This is a genomic window from Microcoleus sp. Pol8_D6 (genome assembly GCF_036700965.1).
GTDB lineage: Bacteria > Cyanobacteriota > Cyanobacteriia > Cyanobacteriales > Microcoleaceae > Microcoleus.
Genome location: NZ_JAUBPW010000077.1, coordinates 1 through 16,580, shown reverse-complemented (window position 1 = coordinate 16,580; position 16,580 = coordinate 1). Strand labels below are relative to the sequence as shown.

The window sequence follows — 16,580 nt, the reverse complement described above, 5'->3', positions numbered from 1 at the left end:
TCAAGCCCGGTAAAATCAGTTAGGCCTGTATATAAAGACAAGGATTGCCATACATTCGATCCTGACTTCGAGATCCTTGTGCCCCCTGTTGAGTTGGGAAAAAAAATCGTGAAACCAGTTCCAGACAAGCAAATAACAGCCCCTTTGAACACCAAACAGCAAAAAAAGAACCCTACAGGCGCCCGGACTCGATCGCGCCTTTTGTCCGATCGCTCACTGCTGGTGGGACTGGGTTGCCTTGCCAGTCTGGGACTGCTCAGCAAAGGTTTAGTTTGGGCCCAAGCCGAAACTCCGCCAGCAGAACAAGCCGTCCCCGGCGCAGCAGAACTCCAGCCATTATTTGAAGCTCCTCTCCCGCCCCCGGAACCCGAATACAGCCAAGGGTCGCCAGAACCCTACCCTGAACCGCAGGCAGAAGTTCCACCGTCGGAGCCTTTCGATGCCGCACCGGCCTGGGAGCCGGAGTACGCCAGCGAAGCACCTCCCACCCAGTATTATCTGCCTGAACCCGCGCTGATTCCCCTGCCAGAAGCGACGGCCCAAGAGCCACCTTTTGAAGCGCCAGTTAACCCAGCCCACGCTGAAATCGACCAAACAGACTACAGCGTTGGCGCTACCAGCGAGTACGAAGCGCCAACCAGGATAGAGTTTGCAGAACGATCGACTGGGTGCGAAGGAGAAGGCGCTTTGTGCGCGCCTCCTCCTGTTTCCGAGCCGGTGACGGCAGATGCAGGAGAACCCAACTACAGACAGGAACCTCCGATCGCAGACGACGGCTATATTGCAGCCCCTCCTCCTCGAAATCTGCCAGAAAGCCTTCCGGGCTTGGTTCGGGGAACTGTTGCCGGAAATAGTAGCGGAAATCCTGTGAGTAAACTCGGTCAAGCCGTTCAACAAATAGGCAGCCAGGTTTGGAGGGATTCCAACCCACCGGAATCTGCTTACGCACCCCCGCGCTACTCGGCTAACGCAGGATACTCAGCAGACACTGGATACTCGGCTAACATCGGCTACTCCGCAGACACTGGATACTCCGCAGACGCTGGGTATTATGCCGGATCTGCATCTTACGGCGGCGGCCCTCCAGCGCCCAGCATGGGACTCGGGCCGGTTCAAGTCGGTGCGGTTAGTGTCAGCAGCGGCAGCAATACCGGTTTTGCTTACTACAATCTCACGCCGCGTCCCGCAGGCCTCCCCGGAAATGGCAACACCAGCTTGCTGTTTCCGCTATCTATTGCTTCGGCAATTACTTCGCCGTTTGGGTGGCGGACTCATCCGGTTATGGGCTACGGCAGGTTTCACACTGGAACTGACTTGGGAGCCCCGATGGGAACGCCCGTACTGGCGGCCTATGCGGGCCAAGTGGCGATCGCCGATTGGTTGGGCGGCTACGGTTTGACTGTGGTTCTCAACCACAGCAAAAAGTCTCAGGAAACTCTCTACGGGCACCTTTCGGAACTGTTTGTGAAACCGGGAGAGTGGGTGAAACAGGGAGAAACTATCGGCCGCGTCGGCAGTACGGGAATGTCTACAGGACCTCACCTCCACTTTGAGGTTCGCCAAATGACAGACCAGGGTTGGGTGGCGATCGACCCGGGTTCTCAGCTAGAATTCGCTCTGGCAAAAATGATCGGCAGTTTGGAAACAGCCAAAGTACCGCAAATGCCGAAAATGGTGGAAATACAAACCGCTAGCGGACTCAAGGATTTGGAAAACGATCTGCCCCAGCTTCCACCTCTGCCGCTGGGAATGGACATCGAAGTTCACAACCTCCAGCCGCCATTCCCCGAACTGTTAAAAGCTGACACTTCTAAGCCCAAAGATACTGAAGCCGTCAAACCCAAACCTCAGAAGCAAGCTAACAGGTAAAAATTGGGAATTGGCTAAATTAATTTTCTTGTGGAACGGTCGAAAAGCCCACCCCACAAGAAAATTTATGTTTTGTGCAACCAGCACGCGAACTCGTTGCTTTTCCTCGTTACCAGGCTTTTTCTGGTAACGAGGAAAAACTGATAAAAAATGGTAACTTGGAGCTTATGCTAATAGCGCAGCATTTGTGGGAATTAATTTTATTTCTGATTATTCTAGTCGGGCCAATTCCCTTAAGCTTGTCTCTTGCCTGTGAGAATCAGAAAGAAAACAATAACTATTCATTTCCCCATTTTCTCCTTGTACTCCTGACGGGATGGAGTATGGCACAAGTTTGTATGGGCTTGATTTTAGGAAGTGCCGATCGCCTAAATATTTCTGCCGTGATTATAGCAGAAATTCTGATTGGTGCGATCGGCTTCATCCTGATTTATACAAAAAACCACAAAACTTTTACCTTCTCCGAGTGGCCGATTCCCCAACTCAAGCAACCTCTGGCTAAATCCGAACGCCTAATTATTTTTGGCACCGCTATTGCAGGATTTTTGCTGTTACAAATTCTCGCAACCAAACCCACAACCAATTATGATTCATTGTGGTTTCACCTACCTGCGATCGCTCGATGGTATCAAACCCATTCATTTACCTTATTAGATGCTGCCGGAAATTGGATTTTTGAACAAGAACAAGCCCGAGTATATCCCTACAATTGGCACGTTTTATCTGCTTTATGTGTAATCCCATTCAAAGAAGACTTTCTCGCAGCTTTTCCCCTGCTAATTGCGTGGGTACTTGAGGGAATTGCCATTTATCTATTAAGCGTAAAATTTGGAGCAACCCGAATTCACGGTATGGCAGCAGCATCTTTAGTATTGACAGTACCGATGGTGCTCAACCAAGTTAACACCATTCACCCAGACTTACCGCTAGCTGCAATATTTACCGTAGGTTTGTATCTTGGTTTATCCTATCACAGCAGCCGATCGCAATCGGAACTATCCCTATTTTTGGCAGCCGTAGGAATGCTAGCGGGAATAAAAATTACTGGGATAGTCTATTCAGCCTCACTTTTAGGAGGATTAGCAATATTAGAAATTAAAAGATTCGCGGTTAATAAAAAATCTACATCAGCTAAATTTAGAATTCGCCACTTTCTCAAACCAGTCTTGCTGTGCGGCGTAGCTTGTTGCTTGCTTTTAGGAGGTTTTTGGTATGCGAGAAACTTGCTGCAAATCAATTACCCTGTCAGCGAAGTCGGCGATATTAAAATTCCCTTAGAGCCTGTTCCCTTACCGCCTTCCGTACCTGGACCAACACCTCCGGTACAGCAGCCGCCCGCTTCGCCACTTCTAAAGATTTGGCAAAGCACTTTAGCAGCTCAATTTAATCCCAGCAATTTTTCCCACTGGCAAACTGTCGGCTTACAAATTATCATTAGGTTGCAACTGCCCTTTCTGGCGATCGCACTTCAGGTATTGGCAGCGCCTCTGGCTTTTATCCAAAGTAAAGCCAGAAGAATTAATCAAAATAATATTATTTTAATTGTACTTCTTGCCAGCACAGGAATTCTGTATTTAATTACACCTTACACCTCCGGGACTGTCGGAGAGTCGATCGGTCAACTCAGCCCTATACTCGGTTTTAACCTCAGATACGGATTTCCCTTTTTAAGCGTACTCGCCATCGCCGCCGCAGCTACAGCAACTCTCTTGAAAACTCCAAATAAATTTATTCTGGCAGTGGTTTTGGTTAGTGGTTTGTTCGGAATTACTAGCAACACAATTTTTGATTATATTAAAAATGCTTCTTTCACCGGAGATAGCATTGTTTGGGGGAGTTTGTTGATTGACAATTTTAAGTCTAACCCCATAGAATCTATTAACAGTATCGGAAAAATATTACGAACCAGTTGGCAATATATATTACCATATCCGATATTTTATATTGTGTCATTGATTCTGGCTGCAATATGGTTGAAAATAAATCCTGGCTTCGGATGGCTGAATCATGTGTTTCCCAGTCGCAAAAAATCAATTCATATAGTGATAATTGGTGTGTGTATAGGATTAATAGTAATTGGTCATTGGAGGGAAAAGCGAGATATTGCACGCACAAAACTGTATCGTGGTATTTACGAATATATTGATAAAAATACAGTACCCGATGAAAGAATAGGCTTCTTTTTAAGTTCGCGCAGCTACCTGTTTTACGGGAGGAATTTGGACAGACAAGTTTTATATGTGCCGTTTAGAGCCGATCGACTTTCGGCATGGATTGACAAACTCCGGCAAAATAAAATTAGGACTGTGGGATTCGGGCCCCTGACTGGGACAAACGCAGCTACCAGAAAAGCTTTATCTTGGCTGACAAGTGCCCAAGGCCCGCTGCAACCAGTTTTCGGTAAAGATTTTAATACTGAGTCGGTGCTATATCGCTTGAAAAATTAAAAGTTATTAGTTACCAGAAAGAATTGGTTTAAAACCCCAAGCATAAGCGGGGGAAATTCAAAGAAGACTATTCATTACTCCAATCCTCGGACTTCCAAGTAGAAGTCGCTATAAAGCGGTCAACTGTCAACTGTCAACTGTCAACTGAACATGAACCAAGCTAAAACTCTATTTTCAATTATTGTTCCGACCTACAATCGCCCCGATAAATTAGCGGCGTGTATTCAGTCTTTTGTTGGAATTGAATATCCGCGCGATAAATTTCAAGTTATCGTCGTCAACGATAGCACCGAAATCTCTGTCGAAAATACAATTTCGCCTTTTCAAAATCAGCTAAATATCACCCTTCTGACACAACCCAACTCCGGCCCGGCAACTGCGCGAAATACTGGATCTTTTGCCGCAGAAGGCAAATTTTTAGTGTTTACAGACGATGACTGTACTGTGGGGGTAGATTGGCTACAAAATCTGGAAAAGCGATTTGTGGAAACACCAGATTGCTTAATCGGAGGTCGAACTGTAAACGCGCTGCCGGATAACATTTATTCTACTGCCAGCCAGCAACTGATCGATTACCTTTACAGTTACTATAATGCTATTGGCGATCGCGCGCAATTTTTCACTTCTAACAATTTTGCCCTTCCCGCTGAGGCCTTCCAAAAAATCGGTGGCTTTGACACGAGTTTTTCTCTAGCGGCTGGAGAAGACCGGGAATTTTGCGATCGGTGGTTGCATTCGGGCAATGCCGCAATTTACGCTCCCGAAGTTATAGTCTATCACTCCCATGCACTAACTCTTCGCAAATTTTGGAAACAGCAATTTAATTATGGTAGAGGTGCTTTTTTGTTTCAGCAAATGATCTCGAAACGCGGGGCTAATGGGAAACTACAACATCCGTCATTTTATCTGAATTTGCTAACTTATCCATTTTTCCACGCACCGGGCTTTCAAAAGCTATTAATTGCTGCATTGTTTTTAGTTTCTCAGGCAGGAATTGCTGCGGGATTGTTTTGGGAGAAAAAAAATTTTGTTGAGGAATAGAGTTTGATTAATGAACCGCAGAGAGCGCAGAGAGCGCAGAGAGAGGAGTAAGAGCTAGTAGGTGCGTCAGCTTTGAGGCGTCAATTATTGATAAAATAATTCGCGGATTAGGCACCCTACAACTTTATTCTTTAGACCTCTTGCAAAAAAAATATTTGTTATCCTTAAAAGTTTGCTCAAGTTTAGGTCAAACTTTGAATTATTGGGTTGATTGGCATTTCCTTAAACTTGCCCAGCCTGCTAGATTATAAAATTGGCTAAACTTCCGATAATAGCACAAAATTATTTTGCAAGAGGTCTATTGTTGTGTAAGATATTTCGTCAGTTCTGAAACTTCACCAGCGCGTTGCCAGTCACCTTCTCCTCGCCGAACTTTTGTGCGAGCTGTAATTTTCTGAACTTCCCAGAGTTGTAATTTGGTGTACGGGCCCTCTGCTTTACCCGATCGGAACACGTACCAGTCAGCAACTTCGGGAGTCGCTTGTCTCACAGGTCGCATCCGAGTTGCTCCAGCGTCAGCCCTGAGTTGATTGAGTTCTTGTTCTATTGGATTTGCAGCAGGTGCGGTGGAATTCTGCGATCGCTTTTCTTGCTTAGCCGCCCGTCGCTGACGCGCCCAAAGATCATATTGATAGAGGTAAGCGGAAGTTATTGTCATTCCGATGGGGATTAGAGCAAATCTCACCTGAATCATGGCCTGCCTCAGTTCGTAGGAATTATTGTTGTAGGCATCAAGCCTGCTAGGTGCGGGGATTACCGAAAATACAACAAAGCTTACGAGGATAGAAGTCACAAAACTAATAATGAAAGCATTTAACCCTTCTTTCCAATGTGGCTTCTTTGAACTCGACCAAGTAGTTAGATGCTGGCGCCAATTATCAAATGAAGGTTTTTGAGGCAAATGCGTCAGCAGTAAATTTGCACCGGACGTAAAAACCCAGTGGAAGAAGCTAAATAAAAGCGCTACCCAGATCCAAGCTCCAATCAAAATGGGAACAAGACTGTCACCAGTTTGTAAAGGAAATTGATCCTTGACCGTGGAAGTGAAAGCGTAGCTGAGGACAAAACCCTTTAAACATGAGATAGGATAAGGCAACCACGCGGGCCATGATGGAATTTTCATGAGCTTGCAATTAGGAGTTCGTTTGTGTAGTAGCTTTCAACCCCCGAGTTTTATCTTAGCAAGGTGCGCCGCGCGCACCCGAAGATTAAATAAATCCGTGTTCTGCTAAGAATTCGGGTGTAATTGTTCCCAAACTGTTGATGGCCGGCGTTTCTTCCCACGGTTCGGGATGGGATTTTGAGCCGCTGCGGAGAAATTTGGCGACATATTTGCCCAGAATATCTGCTTCTAAGTTTACTAAACTTCCTGGTTGCAAATAGCTGAGGTTTGTCTCACCAAAACTGTGGGGAATGACAGCAACTTCAAACCAATTGCCGTCAGCATCGCAATCTGCCACGGTTAAGCTGATGCCGTTGACGGCGATGCTGCCCTTAGAAACGATGTAAGGTGCGATTTGACGTTGCCATCCCGAATTTGCTGCCGGTGGCGCAGTAAACCGCATCTCCCAAGCGTTAGCGGTTTGGGTAGATGTCGCTAAAGTGCCGATCGCATCTACGTGTCCCGTCACAAAATGTCCCCCCAATTTGCTACCGGCGCGCAGGGAGGTTTCTAGGTTCACCAAAGCATCGGGGAATGATCCCAGAGTTGTGCGCCGGAGAGTTTCTGGCGAAGCGACGGCGACAAAACCTTGTGGCAGAACTTCCACTACCGTCAAACAGACTCCATCCACGGCTACGCTGTCCCCAATGGCTAAATCTTGTAAAATCTGGTAGGAGTTCTTTGATGTGCAGGAAATTTGGAAATAATCGTTGCCTAGCGACTTCAGCTTTCCGAGAGATTGAATTAGTCCTGTAAACATAAGTATTTTTCCTTAGTCGATCGCTTATTTACATGAAACCATAGAGACAAACCAGAGACAGGAGGTTTTGCCGTCCCCCTGTCCCCCCAGGGCGGTTTCATTCTCACCAAAAACATGAATTTTGTAGGGGTAGTGCCCCCGTGCCTACCCCGCCACAGACGACTGTACAGGCGTTTGGGACATGGGGGCAGCCACGGGGGGCTGCCCCTACAAGAGAATGAAACAGCCCTGCCTCTCCCCCCAAGTCAATCTAAAATCTAAAATCTAAAATCTAAAATCGATAGTCCCAGATCAGTTGCAGATTCCGGCGAAGATCAAGTCATACTGGATTTAGGTGATCTTTATGTCCAAGTTCTCTACTGCCTTACAGTTTCTTAATTCTATGAGGCCGATCGAATGATTGAAATGAAAGTCGCTGGAATTGCCTTAGATGCAGCCACGCGCAGTCCTATTGTCCTATTGAGAGACGCTACGGAGCGACGGGCTTTGCCTATTTATATCGGTCAGGAGCAAGCAAAGGCTATTATTAGCGCGATCGAAGGCCACAAGCCTCCTCGGCCCTTAACTCACGATCTGATGGTCAATTTCTTAGAGGCATGGAGTCTTACCTTGGAGCGCATAGTTATTCACTCGCTGCAAGATAACACGTTCTATGCCGTGCTGATCGTCCGTCAGGGAGAAGTCAAAAAAGAGATCGATGCCCGACCTAGCGACGCGATCGCCCTGGCCCTGCGTACGAACTGCCCCATCTGGGTGATGGAAGAAGTCGTCGCCGATGCTTCGATACCGGTCGATCGAGATGCTGATGAGGCCGAACGCCGGGCCTTCCGGGAATTTATCTCAAACCTCCGTCCAGAGGATTTGATTAAGAGAAGCGGCTTCAGCCCGGGCGAAACTTCCTAATCTTTATGCGCTATCGACGGTTTGGCAAAACGGAGTTGCACCTGTCGGTATTTTCCTTGGGAACCATGCGCTATTTGGCTTCTGAGGAAACTGCCTGTCAGACTGTACAACAGGCGGTGTCTCAGGGAATCAATCACCTGGAAACGGCTGCAGGTTACGGTTGCAGTGAGGAATATCTTGGCGCGGCCCTTTCGGCTGGTTTGTCTGTCGATCGATCGCGCCTTCACGTCACTACAAAAATTTCCCCAACCGAGGATGCAGCAGCAATGGAACGCTGTATCGACGCATCCCTCACACGCTTGAATTTAGACTATATCGATTGTCTGGCAATTCACGGTTTGAATACTTGGGAACATTTGGCTTGGGTGCGATCGCCCACAGGCTGCATGGAAGCTGTACGCAAAGCCCTCGCCGATAGTCGCATTCGGCACGTCGGCTTTTCGACTCACGGGCCTCTGGATCTGATTTTGGCTGCAATAAATACAGATTTGTTTGAATTTGTCAACCTGCATTATTACTATTTTTTTCAGCGCAACGCCCCGGCAATTGAACTCGCCAAAGACAAAGATATGGGCGTTTTCATCATTTCCCCAGCCGATAAAGGAGGGCAACTCTACACGCCCCCGGAAACTCTCGCACAATTGTGCTCGCCTTTCTCGCCCTTAGAGTTAAACTATCGATTTTTACTCAGCGATACTAGGATTGGGACTTTGAGTGTGGGGGCTGCACATGCGACAGAATTAGAGCAACCTCTGAAATATTGCGATCGCGACTTTCCCCTCACCAACGCCGAAATCGCTGCGTTCGATCGGCTAGAATCGGCTATTGCAGCCACTTTGAAAACCGACAAATGCAGCCAGTGCTATGCCTGTTTGCCTTGCCCGGAAAACATCAACATTCCCGAAGTATTGCGACTCCGCAATCTCGCCGTCGGGTGCGACATGACTGACTTTGGCAAATACCGCTACGCCATGTTTGAAAATGCCGGACACTGGTTCCCCGGCAGCAAAGGCAACCGCTGCACCGATTGTGGCGAATGTTTGCCCAGGTGTCCCGAAGAGTTAGACATCCCAATTTTGCTCAAAGATACTCACCAGCGACTGGGCGGCAAAGCAGGCAGGCGGTTGTGGGATTGAAAAAAAGGTGAAGGCGGGAAAAGGCGATCGAGCGTATCTAAGTTTTGCAATAATTACGCTAAACTTTGGTTTAACCTTACATCTTGCACTATTCTCAAGAACAGGCTTTCCGGCCTGTTCCACAAAGAATTAATTTCTTGTGGGGAGTAGGGGTTGGACATCCTGCCCGCCCATAAAAAACTTATTGAGAATCGTGCAACATCTCAGTTTAACTGAATTTACGATACAGTCGATCGAGAAACTACTTCGTTTTACGACTGTATGCGGGAGCATCCCGATTTTGCAAAAAGCGTTTTTGAGGAGTGCGAGTATCTTGCACAGCAAAGCTTACCTCGAACCGCGAACACTCCTGTGAAAGCACTCATTTGGATGTTCCCAACACACTTTAAATAGGAGCCGATACTATATGTAAAAGCAACTAAAGAACACAATCTGATTAACACCTAGAAGCTGACTTCTTTGAGAATACCAATTCATTTTCTTGCTTGTTTGGCGGCGCGACCGAACAATTTTATGATAAGTGATTAACCGAACTCGATATAAAATATAAAATCGTTCAACGGATCGCTCACGCCGAAGTCTAAAATCTAAAATCTAAAATCTAAAATTGATTCCCTTTCCGATTAATTGATGGCCTGTCATCTACAACCCATCTCGCATCTACTACTATGGCTCATACTCAGTTAAACGACAGCCAGCAAAATTGTCTGCAGCAAACTAAACTTGCGACTTCCGAAAGAAAATTGAAAGCAGCTTTCAATCCGTCCACTTACAACTTGTCCGTCACCAGAAAACAGCTAATTCGACTGGTGGCTTTACAAACAATTTTGCCAGTTGGGCTAACGGGAGCAGCAGTTTTGCTAACATCTGCCGTTGCAAACAATCAACTGCAAAATCAAGCTAAATCAGAACTGAGCCTTAGTGAAATTAACTACAATCTCCAACTCGATCGCGCCGCCGACCGTTTGCAAAACTCTTCTGACAGCAAAACGATCGCCCAAACAGCCTTAGCTTACAACAGCGGCAAAAAAGTATCAGATTTGCAAAAATCTGTCAAGCAAATTCTAGAAAATCAAGTCAAAACAGGGGAAATAGACAGCGCGGCATTAGTGGGAAAAAACAGGCAGATAGTCGTTAGCGTCAACTCCAACCAGAAGGGAAAAATTTTTAAACTGCAAAAAATAGTCGATCGAGCATTTGGTGCAAAAAACCCAATTACGGCTACCGAAATCATTACCAAATCAGAAGTTCAGAAACAATTGGGATCTTTGCCACCCGGAAAGGGCGATCGCCCTGTTCTCGTCCACTACGCAGCAATTCCCATAAAAGATCCAAAAACTCAGACAGTGATTGCGGCCTTAGTGTTAGGAAAAATTATCAGCACAACGTCGGTAGTTGCTAGCAGCCAAAACCTCAATTTACAGGGCGGCGGATATCAGGCTATCTACGCACCGCTGGCTGACGGCAAATTTGTTTTGGCAAGTTCGCAAGCAGTTACAAAAAAACAACAGTTACCAGACTTAAATTCCATAGACAAATCTCTCCTACAATCTGCACTCGCCGGTGGCGGCAAACCAGTCGCCGGAAACGTACAAACAGGCAGTCAAACTTATGCAGTAGCTGCCAAATCCCTCGGCAATTTAGCGGGAAAACCCGCAGCAATTTTAGTTCGGGGCATCCCCAAAACCTCGATCGCAACTTGGTGGGGCAACAACTGGCTGCTGGCAATGTCTGCGGCTGCCCTTGTCCCCTTCGCCTTGGGAGTTGCCGTCACTCGCCGGATTGCCAAACCCGCTAACTCAGATTTATCAACAGCAGACGGGAATTGGGCATTTAACTCCAGCGCCGAACCGCACCAGCGCTCGCGGACATTTGATATAATTTATGACAATTTAAATTTCGGTGAATTCCCCGATTTATTTCCCAAGAAATCGAGTTTAGATGGTCAATTAGCCGTAGATTTTCGATATAATAAAAAATTGGCGGGCGCTCGCCCGATCGCAAATCCCCACATCGCGCTCGCTTTCCAACCCCTAGAATTGCCCGAAAACTCCGTTTCAAACCAGTCGCGGCAGGTAAATACAGAAAATACAGAATTAGAAAAAAGCGCGATCGCCTTAAATCTAGTCCAGGAAGCTTGGCAAGACTTAAATCGCCTCAACTTGGAATTGCAGCCAGAAATAGTCGATCGCCAAAACACTCAAAAAGCCCTGCGAAAGAGCGAAGCACTGCTGCAAGCGATTTTAGACAACTCAACAGCAGTAATTTACATCAAAGACCTTGAGGGAAAATACCTGCTCACCAACCGCCATTTTGACAATTTGTTTGACATCGCAAAAGAGCAAATAACAGGTAAAACCGACGGCGATATTTTTCCCCAAGACAAAGCAGCAGCCTTGCGAGAAAATGACCTGAAAGTTCTCGAATCCTCCTCGCCCCTCACCCTCGAAGAAATCATCCCTCAAGACGACGGCCCGCACACTTATATTTCTCTGAAGTTTCCCCTCTGCAACTCCGAAGGTAAAGCTTATGCAGTCGGTACAATTTCTACAGATGTGAGCGATCGCAAACTTGCCGAACTCACCCTAGAAAAAGCCAAAGCAGAACTAGAAATAGAAGTCGAACAGCGCACTCTATTCCTCAAACAAGCCAACGAACTCTTGCGGTTTGAACTCGCCGCCAGAGTCCGCGGCGCCATCACAGTCAGACAAATGACTGCTCAGGTAGCCCGACACGCCCGAACAGTTGACGGCATTCTCGGCGCTTCTCTTGACCTAATTTTTCTAGTAGATCGATCGGGAAAATACACCTATGTCAGCCGCACCGCCGCTCAAGCCGCCGGCATGAACCCCAGAGAAATGATTGGCAAAACCTGGCAGGAATTAGGCTGGTCGCCCACAATTATGCAACGGGTTCACCAAGAATGCCAGGGCATATTTGTCACAGCCGAACCCGTGAAAGGCGAAGTAATTGTCCCCACCGCAAACTGGGGAACCCGCGACTACGAGTACATTCTCAGCCCGGTTTGTGCGACAGACGGCAGCGTCGAAGCCGTGGTGGCGACACTGCGGGATATCACCGAACGCAAAGACGCTGAGGAAGCATGGCAGTTGGCCAAAGAAGCCGCAGAACTCGCCAATCGCGCCAAGAGTGCTTTTCTGGCAAACATGAGCCACGAGTTACGCACTCCCCTCAACGCGATTATCGGCTACAGCGATATGCTAGCGGAAGATGCCGAAGAGTTAGGCAATTTAGAGGTAGTCTCGGATTTAGACAAAATTCGCACTGCTGGCAAACACTTGCTGCACCTAATTGACGACATTCTTGACATTTCCAAAATTGAAGCTGACAAGATGGAGATTTACCTCGAAAGCTTCGATGTTGGAGGCTTAATCGAGGAGGTGATCACAACTATCAAACCCCTAATAGATAAAAACGGCAATACTTTGCAAGTATTGAGTTCTGACAATATCGGCGCAATGCACGGCGATTTGATGAAAGTGCGGCAGGTAATGCTGAATTTGCTCAGCAATGCTGCTAAATTTTCTGCAAATGGGACGATCGTGCTTACTGTCGAAAGAATTACCAGTGAAGAATTAAAAAATAAATATCAACCGAGAGTTGCTCAAATGTTAATTTTGGATGCAGACTTTTTAATTTTCCGAGTCACCGATACGGGCATCGGCATGACACCAGAACAGCAAGAGCGACTGTTCCAACCTTTTACTCAAGCTGACAATTCAACTACTCGCAGGTACGGCGGTACAGGTTTGGGCCTGACTATCAGCCAGCGTTTTTGTCAGATGATGGGCGGCGATATTGAAGTAACTAGCGAGTTAGATTGCGGTTCTACTTTTACTGCTTGTCTGCCTGCTTCATTGTTTAGGCGATCGGAATTTTAACATGACTGTAGTGGGGAGCTTTACCAACAATAAAAGCAAAAAAAAACAATCTAATAAACCCGCACCACACAACAAAAAATCGCAATGTACATCTTTGGCCTCTAATAAAATGTAAGGTTGATGTAGGTTATGTGTTATGCGGGGGCGGGTTTTCTAGATGGCGATTTTCCGACATGGATGGTTGGTAAAACCCGCACCTATAGAAAATATATAAAAAAGCCAAAAATAATTATGAAATACCATGTTGATACCCGCAAGAATTGCATTTTGACAAAAAGTTTATTTTTGTTCCCGATCGCCTGTTCTGCGTGCTTCGGAGCCTTGCTGTGGGGACAATCTGCCGCATATTCCCAGCAGCCGAGCTGCCCGACTGGCAACGCTGCTAATTTCCCGCCGCCTCCGCTTTCGCAAACCGAAAAAAGTGTGCCGAGTCTGTGGTTAGCTCAAAAACTCTATGGCGGCAAATTGCTCGATCGCTGGTTTGTCGATCCCGGCAATACTTGGGTAATTATCATAGTTAACCGCCAACTTTGGAGTTTGCTCGATTATATGGAACGCTATCAGTTTGTCAACCGCTTTGGAACTGTCGCCACCGAATACGGTTACAATGTGCGAGTTTGCAACCGTCAAGGCACGGCTTTGGCAGTTTATTCGTGCAAGGGCGATCGATCGGGCTGCAAAATCGATTTAGAATCTCTCTCAAATCCCGGTATCCGAGGCAAACTCAAAGGCTTTTAGTAGAATGCGTCAGCTAGAGAGATTTTTGGGATAATCGATAAATCAAAAGCTGACGCACCCACATTTTAGCGGATAAATGCCGTTTATAATTCGTATAAAAAAATGAAAACAAACCTTGATCTTCCTGCTGAATTAGAACCTTTTCGCCAAGAAATTGAAAGTTCAGAAAAGCCTGTTATCAAAATCACTTACGAACGCAAGGCTACAGATTTGTGGTCAAGCAAATTTGGCGGAGTGCCTTACTTGCCGAAAGGTTACGATTTTCCCAAAGATAGTGATGGAAAATATATGCACCTTTTGGCACAAATCAATTTTGAGGAAATCTTTGCCCAAGTGCCATATTTAGCCCCTTTTCCCAAACAAGGAATTTTGCAATTTTATATTAGTAACAATCTAGGTTGGTATGGAATGGATCCAGAGAACTTGGACAATCAAAAAGATTTCAAAGTATTGTATTTTTTAGAAGTTGACAGAAATAATTGTCAAACAGATTTTGCTTTTTTGTTGGATATAAATGAGACATATTCAACTTTAAATAATAAAAAATTTAGTGGGTGGCAAGCTTTTGACGAAAATAATTGTCCGATTGATTATCCTCCTTCCTATTGTATTTATGAACATTATTATTCACCTTTACAGCACCAAGATGTGAATAATTCTCAAGAATGTTTGGCTTTACAGTTTAGTTTTGACAAGTCGTGGGTGAATCCAGCGGACTATCAATTTGATACTTTTTTGGGAGAACAAAAGCTTCAAAATTATTTGGATATAATTTGGGAAGATGATAACAGATTATTTGAGTGGTATTCTGGTAATATATACGAGAATCACCATAAAATAGGGGGATACGGCTACTTTACGCAAACTGATCCTCGTGAGGATAGTCCGCAATACAAAGACCATAAAGTTGTACTCTTACACATGATTAGTGATGATGAGATTCGTTGGGGTGATTGTGGAGTAGGTAACTTTTTGATTCGTGCTGAGGACTTAGAAAATTTAGATTTTTCTCAGGTGATTTATAATTACGATTGTTCTTAAAATTAAAATACTAACACTTTCCGCCCCTGCTGTTTTGTTTGTTATTTCACTGCCGTTTGTTGCTTTGCTACACACACAAGGCTGGTGACTGATGAATCCTACGGTTTAAGGTGCGTCAGTTTTGATGATTTTCTCGGCGCTTGTGGGCTGGTGACTGACGCACCCTACATTTTAACTTTTCACGACTTGCCGAATTTCTTGCCAGAGCGATCGATATTGTGCAATCCCAGCATCCCCAAACGGCAGCAGAAAGTCGCTAGCAGCAAGAATCTTAGCATCCGGCAACAACACAGAATTAGTGCGAACAGCTTCCGGCAAATCTTCGGGTTTCATGCCGACAATTATCGGCGAACTAGCCTTAGCCAGCAAAGATAATTGAGGAGCAATCCGAGGCTGCAAGCAAAAATCAATCCATTTGTCAACTAAAGAAACTGGATTACCTGATGCTGGTTGTACCCACAAATCCGTCCAAAGTGCAGTTCCCGAAACCGGAACTACTAAAGCAATATCCTTTTGAGTTTGCAGCAGCGGCAGCAAGTCCCCAGAGGAACCTACTGCCAACCAAGTATCGCCTAAAATTAATGGTTGCAGGTAAGAGTCAGAACTATAAAGTTTAACTTGTTGGTGCAGATTTGCGAGTTCTTTTTTAAGATTTGGGACTTTATCTAATTGCTGCGTATTGTAAGATTTTCCGAGCTTTTTTAAAGTTAAACCGATAACTTCTCTGGCACTGTCTGGCAGAGAAATTCGATCGCGCAATTCGACTCGCCACAAGTCTTTCCAATCTGTCGGAGTCCACCCCAAAGCCTTAAATTTGTCGGTTCGATAGGCAATTACCGTACTTCCCCAGCGGTAAGGTGCAGCCCACACTTTACCTTGAGGATCTAATTTACCCTCATCGTTGCGCCTGACGAGTTTTTGCCATCTTTCGGGCAATTGTGGCCAATTAGCAAACTTAGCAGGATCGATCGGCTTAATCAATTTTTGCCTAATTGCCAAAGTCAGCCAGTAATCTCCCAACATCACCAAGTTAGCTTGATTTTTTGATTCGGGAACCCGTTTCCACTCCTGCAACAGGGCGAATAATTCTTTTAATTGTGCTTCTTGCGTTACCTGCAAAAGCGGAGACGGTTGTACATCGCGGCTAAATTTGCTTACCAGTTGGGCCGGAATACCGTTTTTGAGCGATCGAATTTTGAGAATGGGCTTCGAGTCGCACCCTGCCGCCAATTGACTTAAAGTTAGGGTGGCGGCCCCCAATAGCAAAGACCTTCGTTTCACCTGTGAATCCGCTTTTCTAAATATTGACCCATCGTTTTGTGTTCTACAGCCCGGGAAATAATTGTTTGTCGAGTCCGGTAGTTGGCGCCGATTTTGTCTTATTTCTTCCTCAAACACAGAGCCATTGTACTCGGTTCTGCTGCGAAGAGAGTCTGTTTGGCTCTTGCCCTGATTTTACCTTCTAACTTGTCGATCAAGCTTTCCGATGCCGAAAACTCCGTCAACTTATACCACTTCTCCAAAAATATGCTACAATAGCACTTCTAGCAAAAGGACGATTGTATGAAAGTAAATTACCAA

11 protein-coding genes are annotated in these 16,580 nt (G+C 45.9%); 8 read left to right on the top strand and 3 right to left on the bottom strand.

Annotation, left to right across the window (positions count from 1 at the left end):
- The first annotated feature begins 108 nt into the window (after nucleotides 1-108).
- From QUA10_RS24390 to QUA10_RS24380, 3 genes are all read left to right on the top strand, one after another.
- Nucleotides 109-1,869 (top strand): peptidoglycan DD-metalloendopeptidase family protein, encoded by a 1,761-nt coding sequence (locus QUA10_RS24390; RefSeq protein WP_333085134.1) that lies wholly within the window; start codon nucleotides 109-111, stop codon nucleotides 1,867-1,869.
- A gap of 74 nt (nucleotides 1,870-1,943) precedes the next feature.
- Nucleotides 1,944-4,316 carry a hypothetical protein gene (locus tag QUA10_RS24385; RefSeq protein ID WP_333085133.1) on the top strand — a complete coding sequence of 791 codons (2,373 nt, stop codon included), beginning with the start codon at nucleotides 1,944-1,946 and terminating at the stop codon, nucleotides 4,314-4,316.
- 150 nt (nucleotides 4,317-4,466) lie between these two features.
- Nucleotides 4,467-5,357, top strand: coding sequence for a glycosyltransferase (locus QUA10_RS24380; RefSeq protein ID WP_333085132.1), 891 nt, complete (start codon nucleotides 4,467-4,469; stop codon nucleotides 5,355-5,357).
- A 298-nt stretch (nucleotides 5,358-5,655) separates the two neighbouring features.
- Here the strand turns inward: QUA10_RS24380 and QUA10_RS24375 are convergent, their stop codons facing one another.
- Together QUA10_RS24375 and ribE are read right to left on the bottom strand one after the other, a co-directional pair.
- A complete protein-coding gene (locus QUA10_RS24375; RefSeq protein ID WP_333085131.1) occupies nucleotides 5,656-6,480 on the bottom strand; it encodes a DUF4339 domain-containing protein in 825 nt (274 codons plus the stop codon).
- A gap of 85 nt (nucleotides 6,481-6,565) precedes the next feature.
- Entirely contained in the window at nucleotides 6,566-7,279 is a 714-nt protein-coding gene (gene ribE / locus QUA10_RS24370) for a riboflavin synthase (protein WP_333085130.1), read from the bottom strand.
- A gap of 396 nt (nucleotides 7,280-7,675) precedes the next feature.
- Between ribE and QUA10_RS24365 the strand changes: the two genes are divergently transcribed.
- The 5 genes from QUA10_RS24365 (at nucleotide 7,676) to QUA10_RS24345 (ending at nucleotide 14,999) form a co-directional block, all read left to right on the top strand.
- Nucleotides 7,676-8,182 (top strand): bifunctional nuclease family protein, encoded by a 507-nt coding sequence (locus QUA10_RS24365; protein ID WP_006635481.1) that lies wholly within the window; start codon nucleotides 7,676-7,678, stop codon nucleotides 8,180-8,182.
- A 5-nt stretch (nucleotides 8,183-8,187) separates the two neighbouring features.
- Complete coding sequence (locus tag QUA10_RS24360; protein WP_333085129.1) at nucleotides 8,188-9,318, top strand: aldo/keto reductase; 1,131 nt, start codon at nucleotides 8,188-8,190, stop codon at nucleotides 9,316-9,318.
- 668 nt (nucleotides 9,319-9,986) lie between these two features.
- Entirely contained in the window at nucleotides 9,987-13,220 is a 3,234-nt protein-coding gene (locus QUA10_RS24355; RefSeq protein WP_333085128.1) for a PAS domain-containing protein, read from the top strand.
- 231 nt (nucleotides 13,221-13,451) lie between these two features.
- Nucleotides 13,452-13,958, top strand: coding sequence for a hypothetical protein (locus tag QUA10_RS24350; RefSeq protein WP_333085127.1), 507 nt, complete (start codon nucleotides 13,452-13,454; stop codon nucleotides 13,956-13,958).
- Nucleotides 13,959-14,060: 102 nt separating this feature from the next.
- Entirely contained in the window at nucleotides 14,061-14,999 is a 939-nt protein-coding gene (locus QUA10_RS24345; RefSeq protein ID WP_333085126.1) for a DUF1963 domain-containing protein, read from the top strand.
- A 171-nt stretch (nucleotides 15,000-15,170) separates the two neighbouring features.
- Here the strand turns inward: QUA10_RS24345 and QUA10_RS24340 are convergent, their stop codons facing one another.
- Complete coding sequence (locus QUA10_RS24340) at nucleotides 15,171-16,280, bottom strand: extracellular solute-binding protein (protein ID WP_333085125.1); 1,110 nt, start codon at nucleotides 16,278-16,280, stop codon at nucleotides 15,171-15,173.
- Between the last annotated feature and the right edge of the window lie 300 nt (nucleotides 16,281-16,580).

What these genes read in the sequence shown, in the direction of transcription:
- QUA10_RS24380 (WP_333085132.1), top strand. Translation starts at nt 4,467, where the DNA reads ATGAACCAAGCTAAAACTCTATTTTCAATTATTGTTCCGACCTACAAT.
- QUA10_RS24375 (WP_333085131.1), bottom strand. Translation starts at nt 6,480, where the DNA reads ATGAAAATTCCATCATGGCCCGCGTGGTTGCCTTATCCTATCTCATGT.
- ribE (WP_333085130.1), bottom strand. Translation starts at nt 7,279, where the DNA reads ATGTTTACAGGACTAATTCAATCTCTCGGAAAGCTGAAGTCGCTAGGC.
- QUA10_RS24365 (WP_006635481.1), top strand. Translation starts at nt 7,676, where the DNA reads ATGATTGAAATGAAAGTCGCTGGAATTGCCTTAGATGCAGCCACGCGC.
- QUA10_RS24360 (WP_333085129.1), top strand. Translation starts at nt 8,188, where the DNA reads ATGCGCTATCGACGGTTTGGCAAAACGGAGTTGCACCTGTCGGTATTT.
- QUA10_RS24355 (WP_333085128.1), top strand. Translation starts at nt 9,987, where the DNA reads ATGGCTCATACTCAGTTAAACGACAGCCAGCAAAATTGTCTGCAGCAA.
- QUA10_RS24350 (WP_333085127.1), top strand. Translation starts at nt 13,452, where the DNA reads ATGAAATACCATGTTGATACCCGCAAGAATTGCATTTTGACAAAAAGT.
- QUA10_RS24345 (WP_333085126.1), top strand. Translation starts at nt 14,061, where the DNA reads ATGAAAACAAACCTTGATCTTCCTGCTGAATTAGAACCTTTTCGCCAA.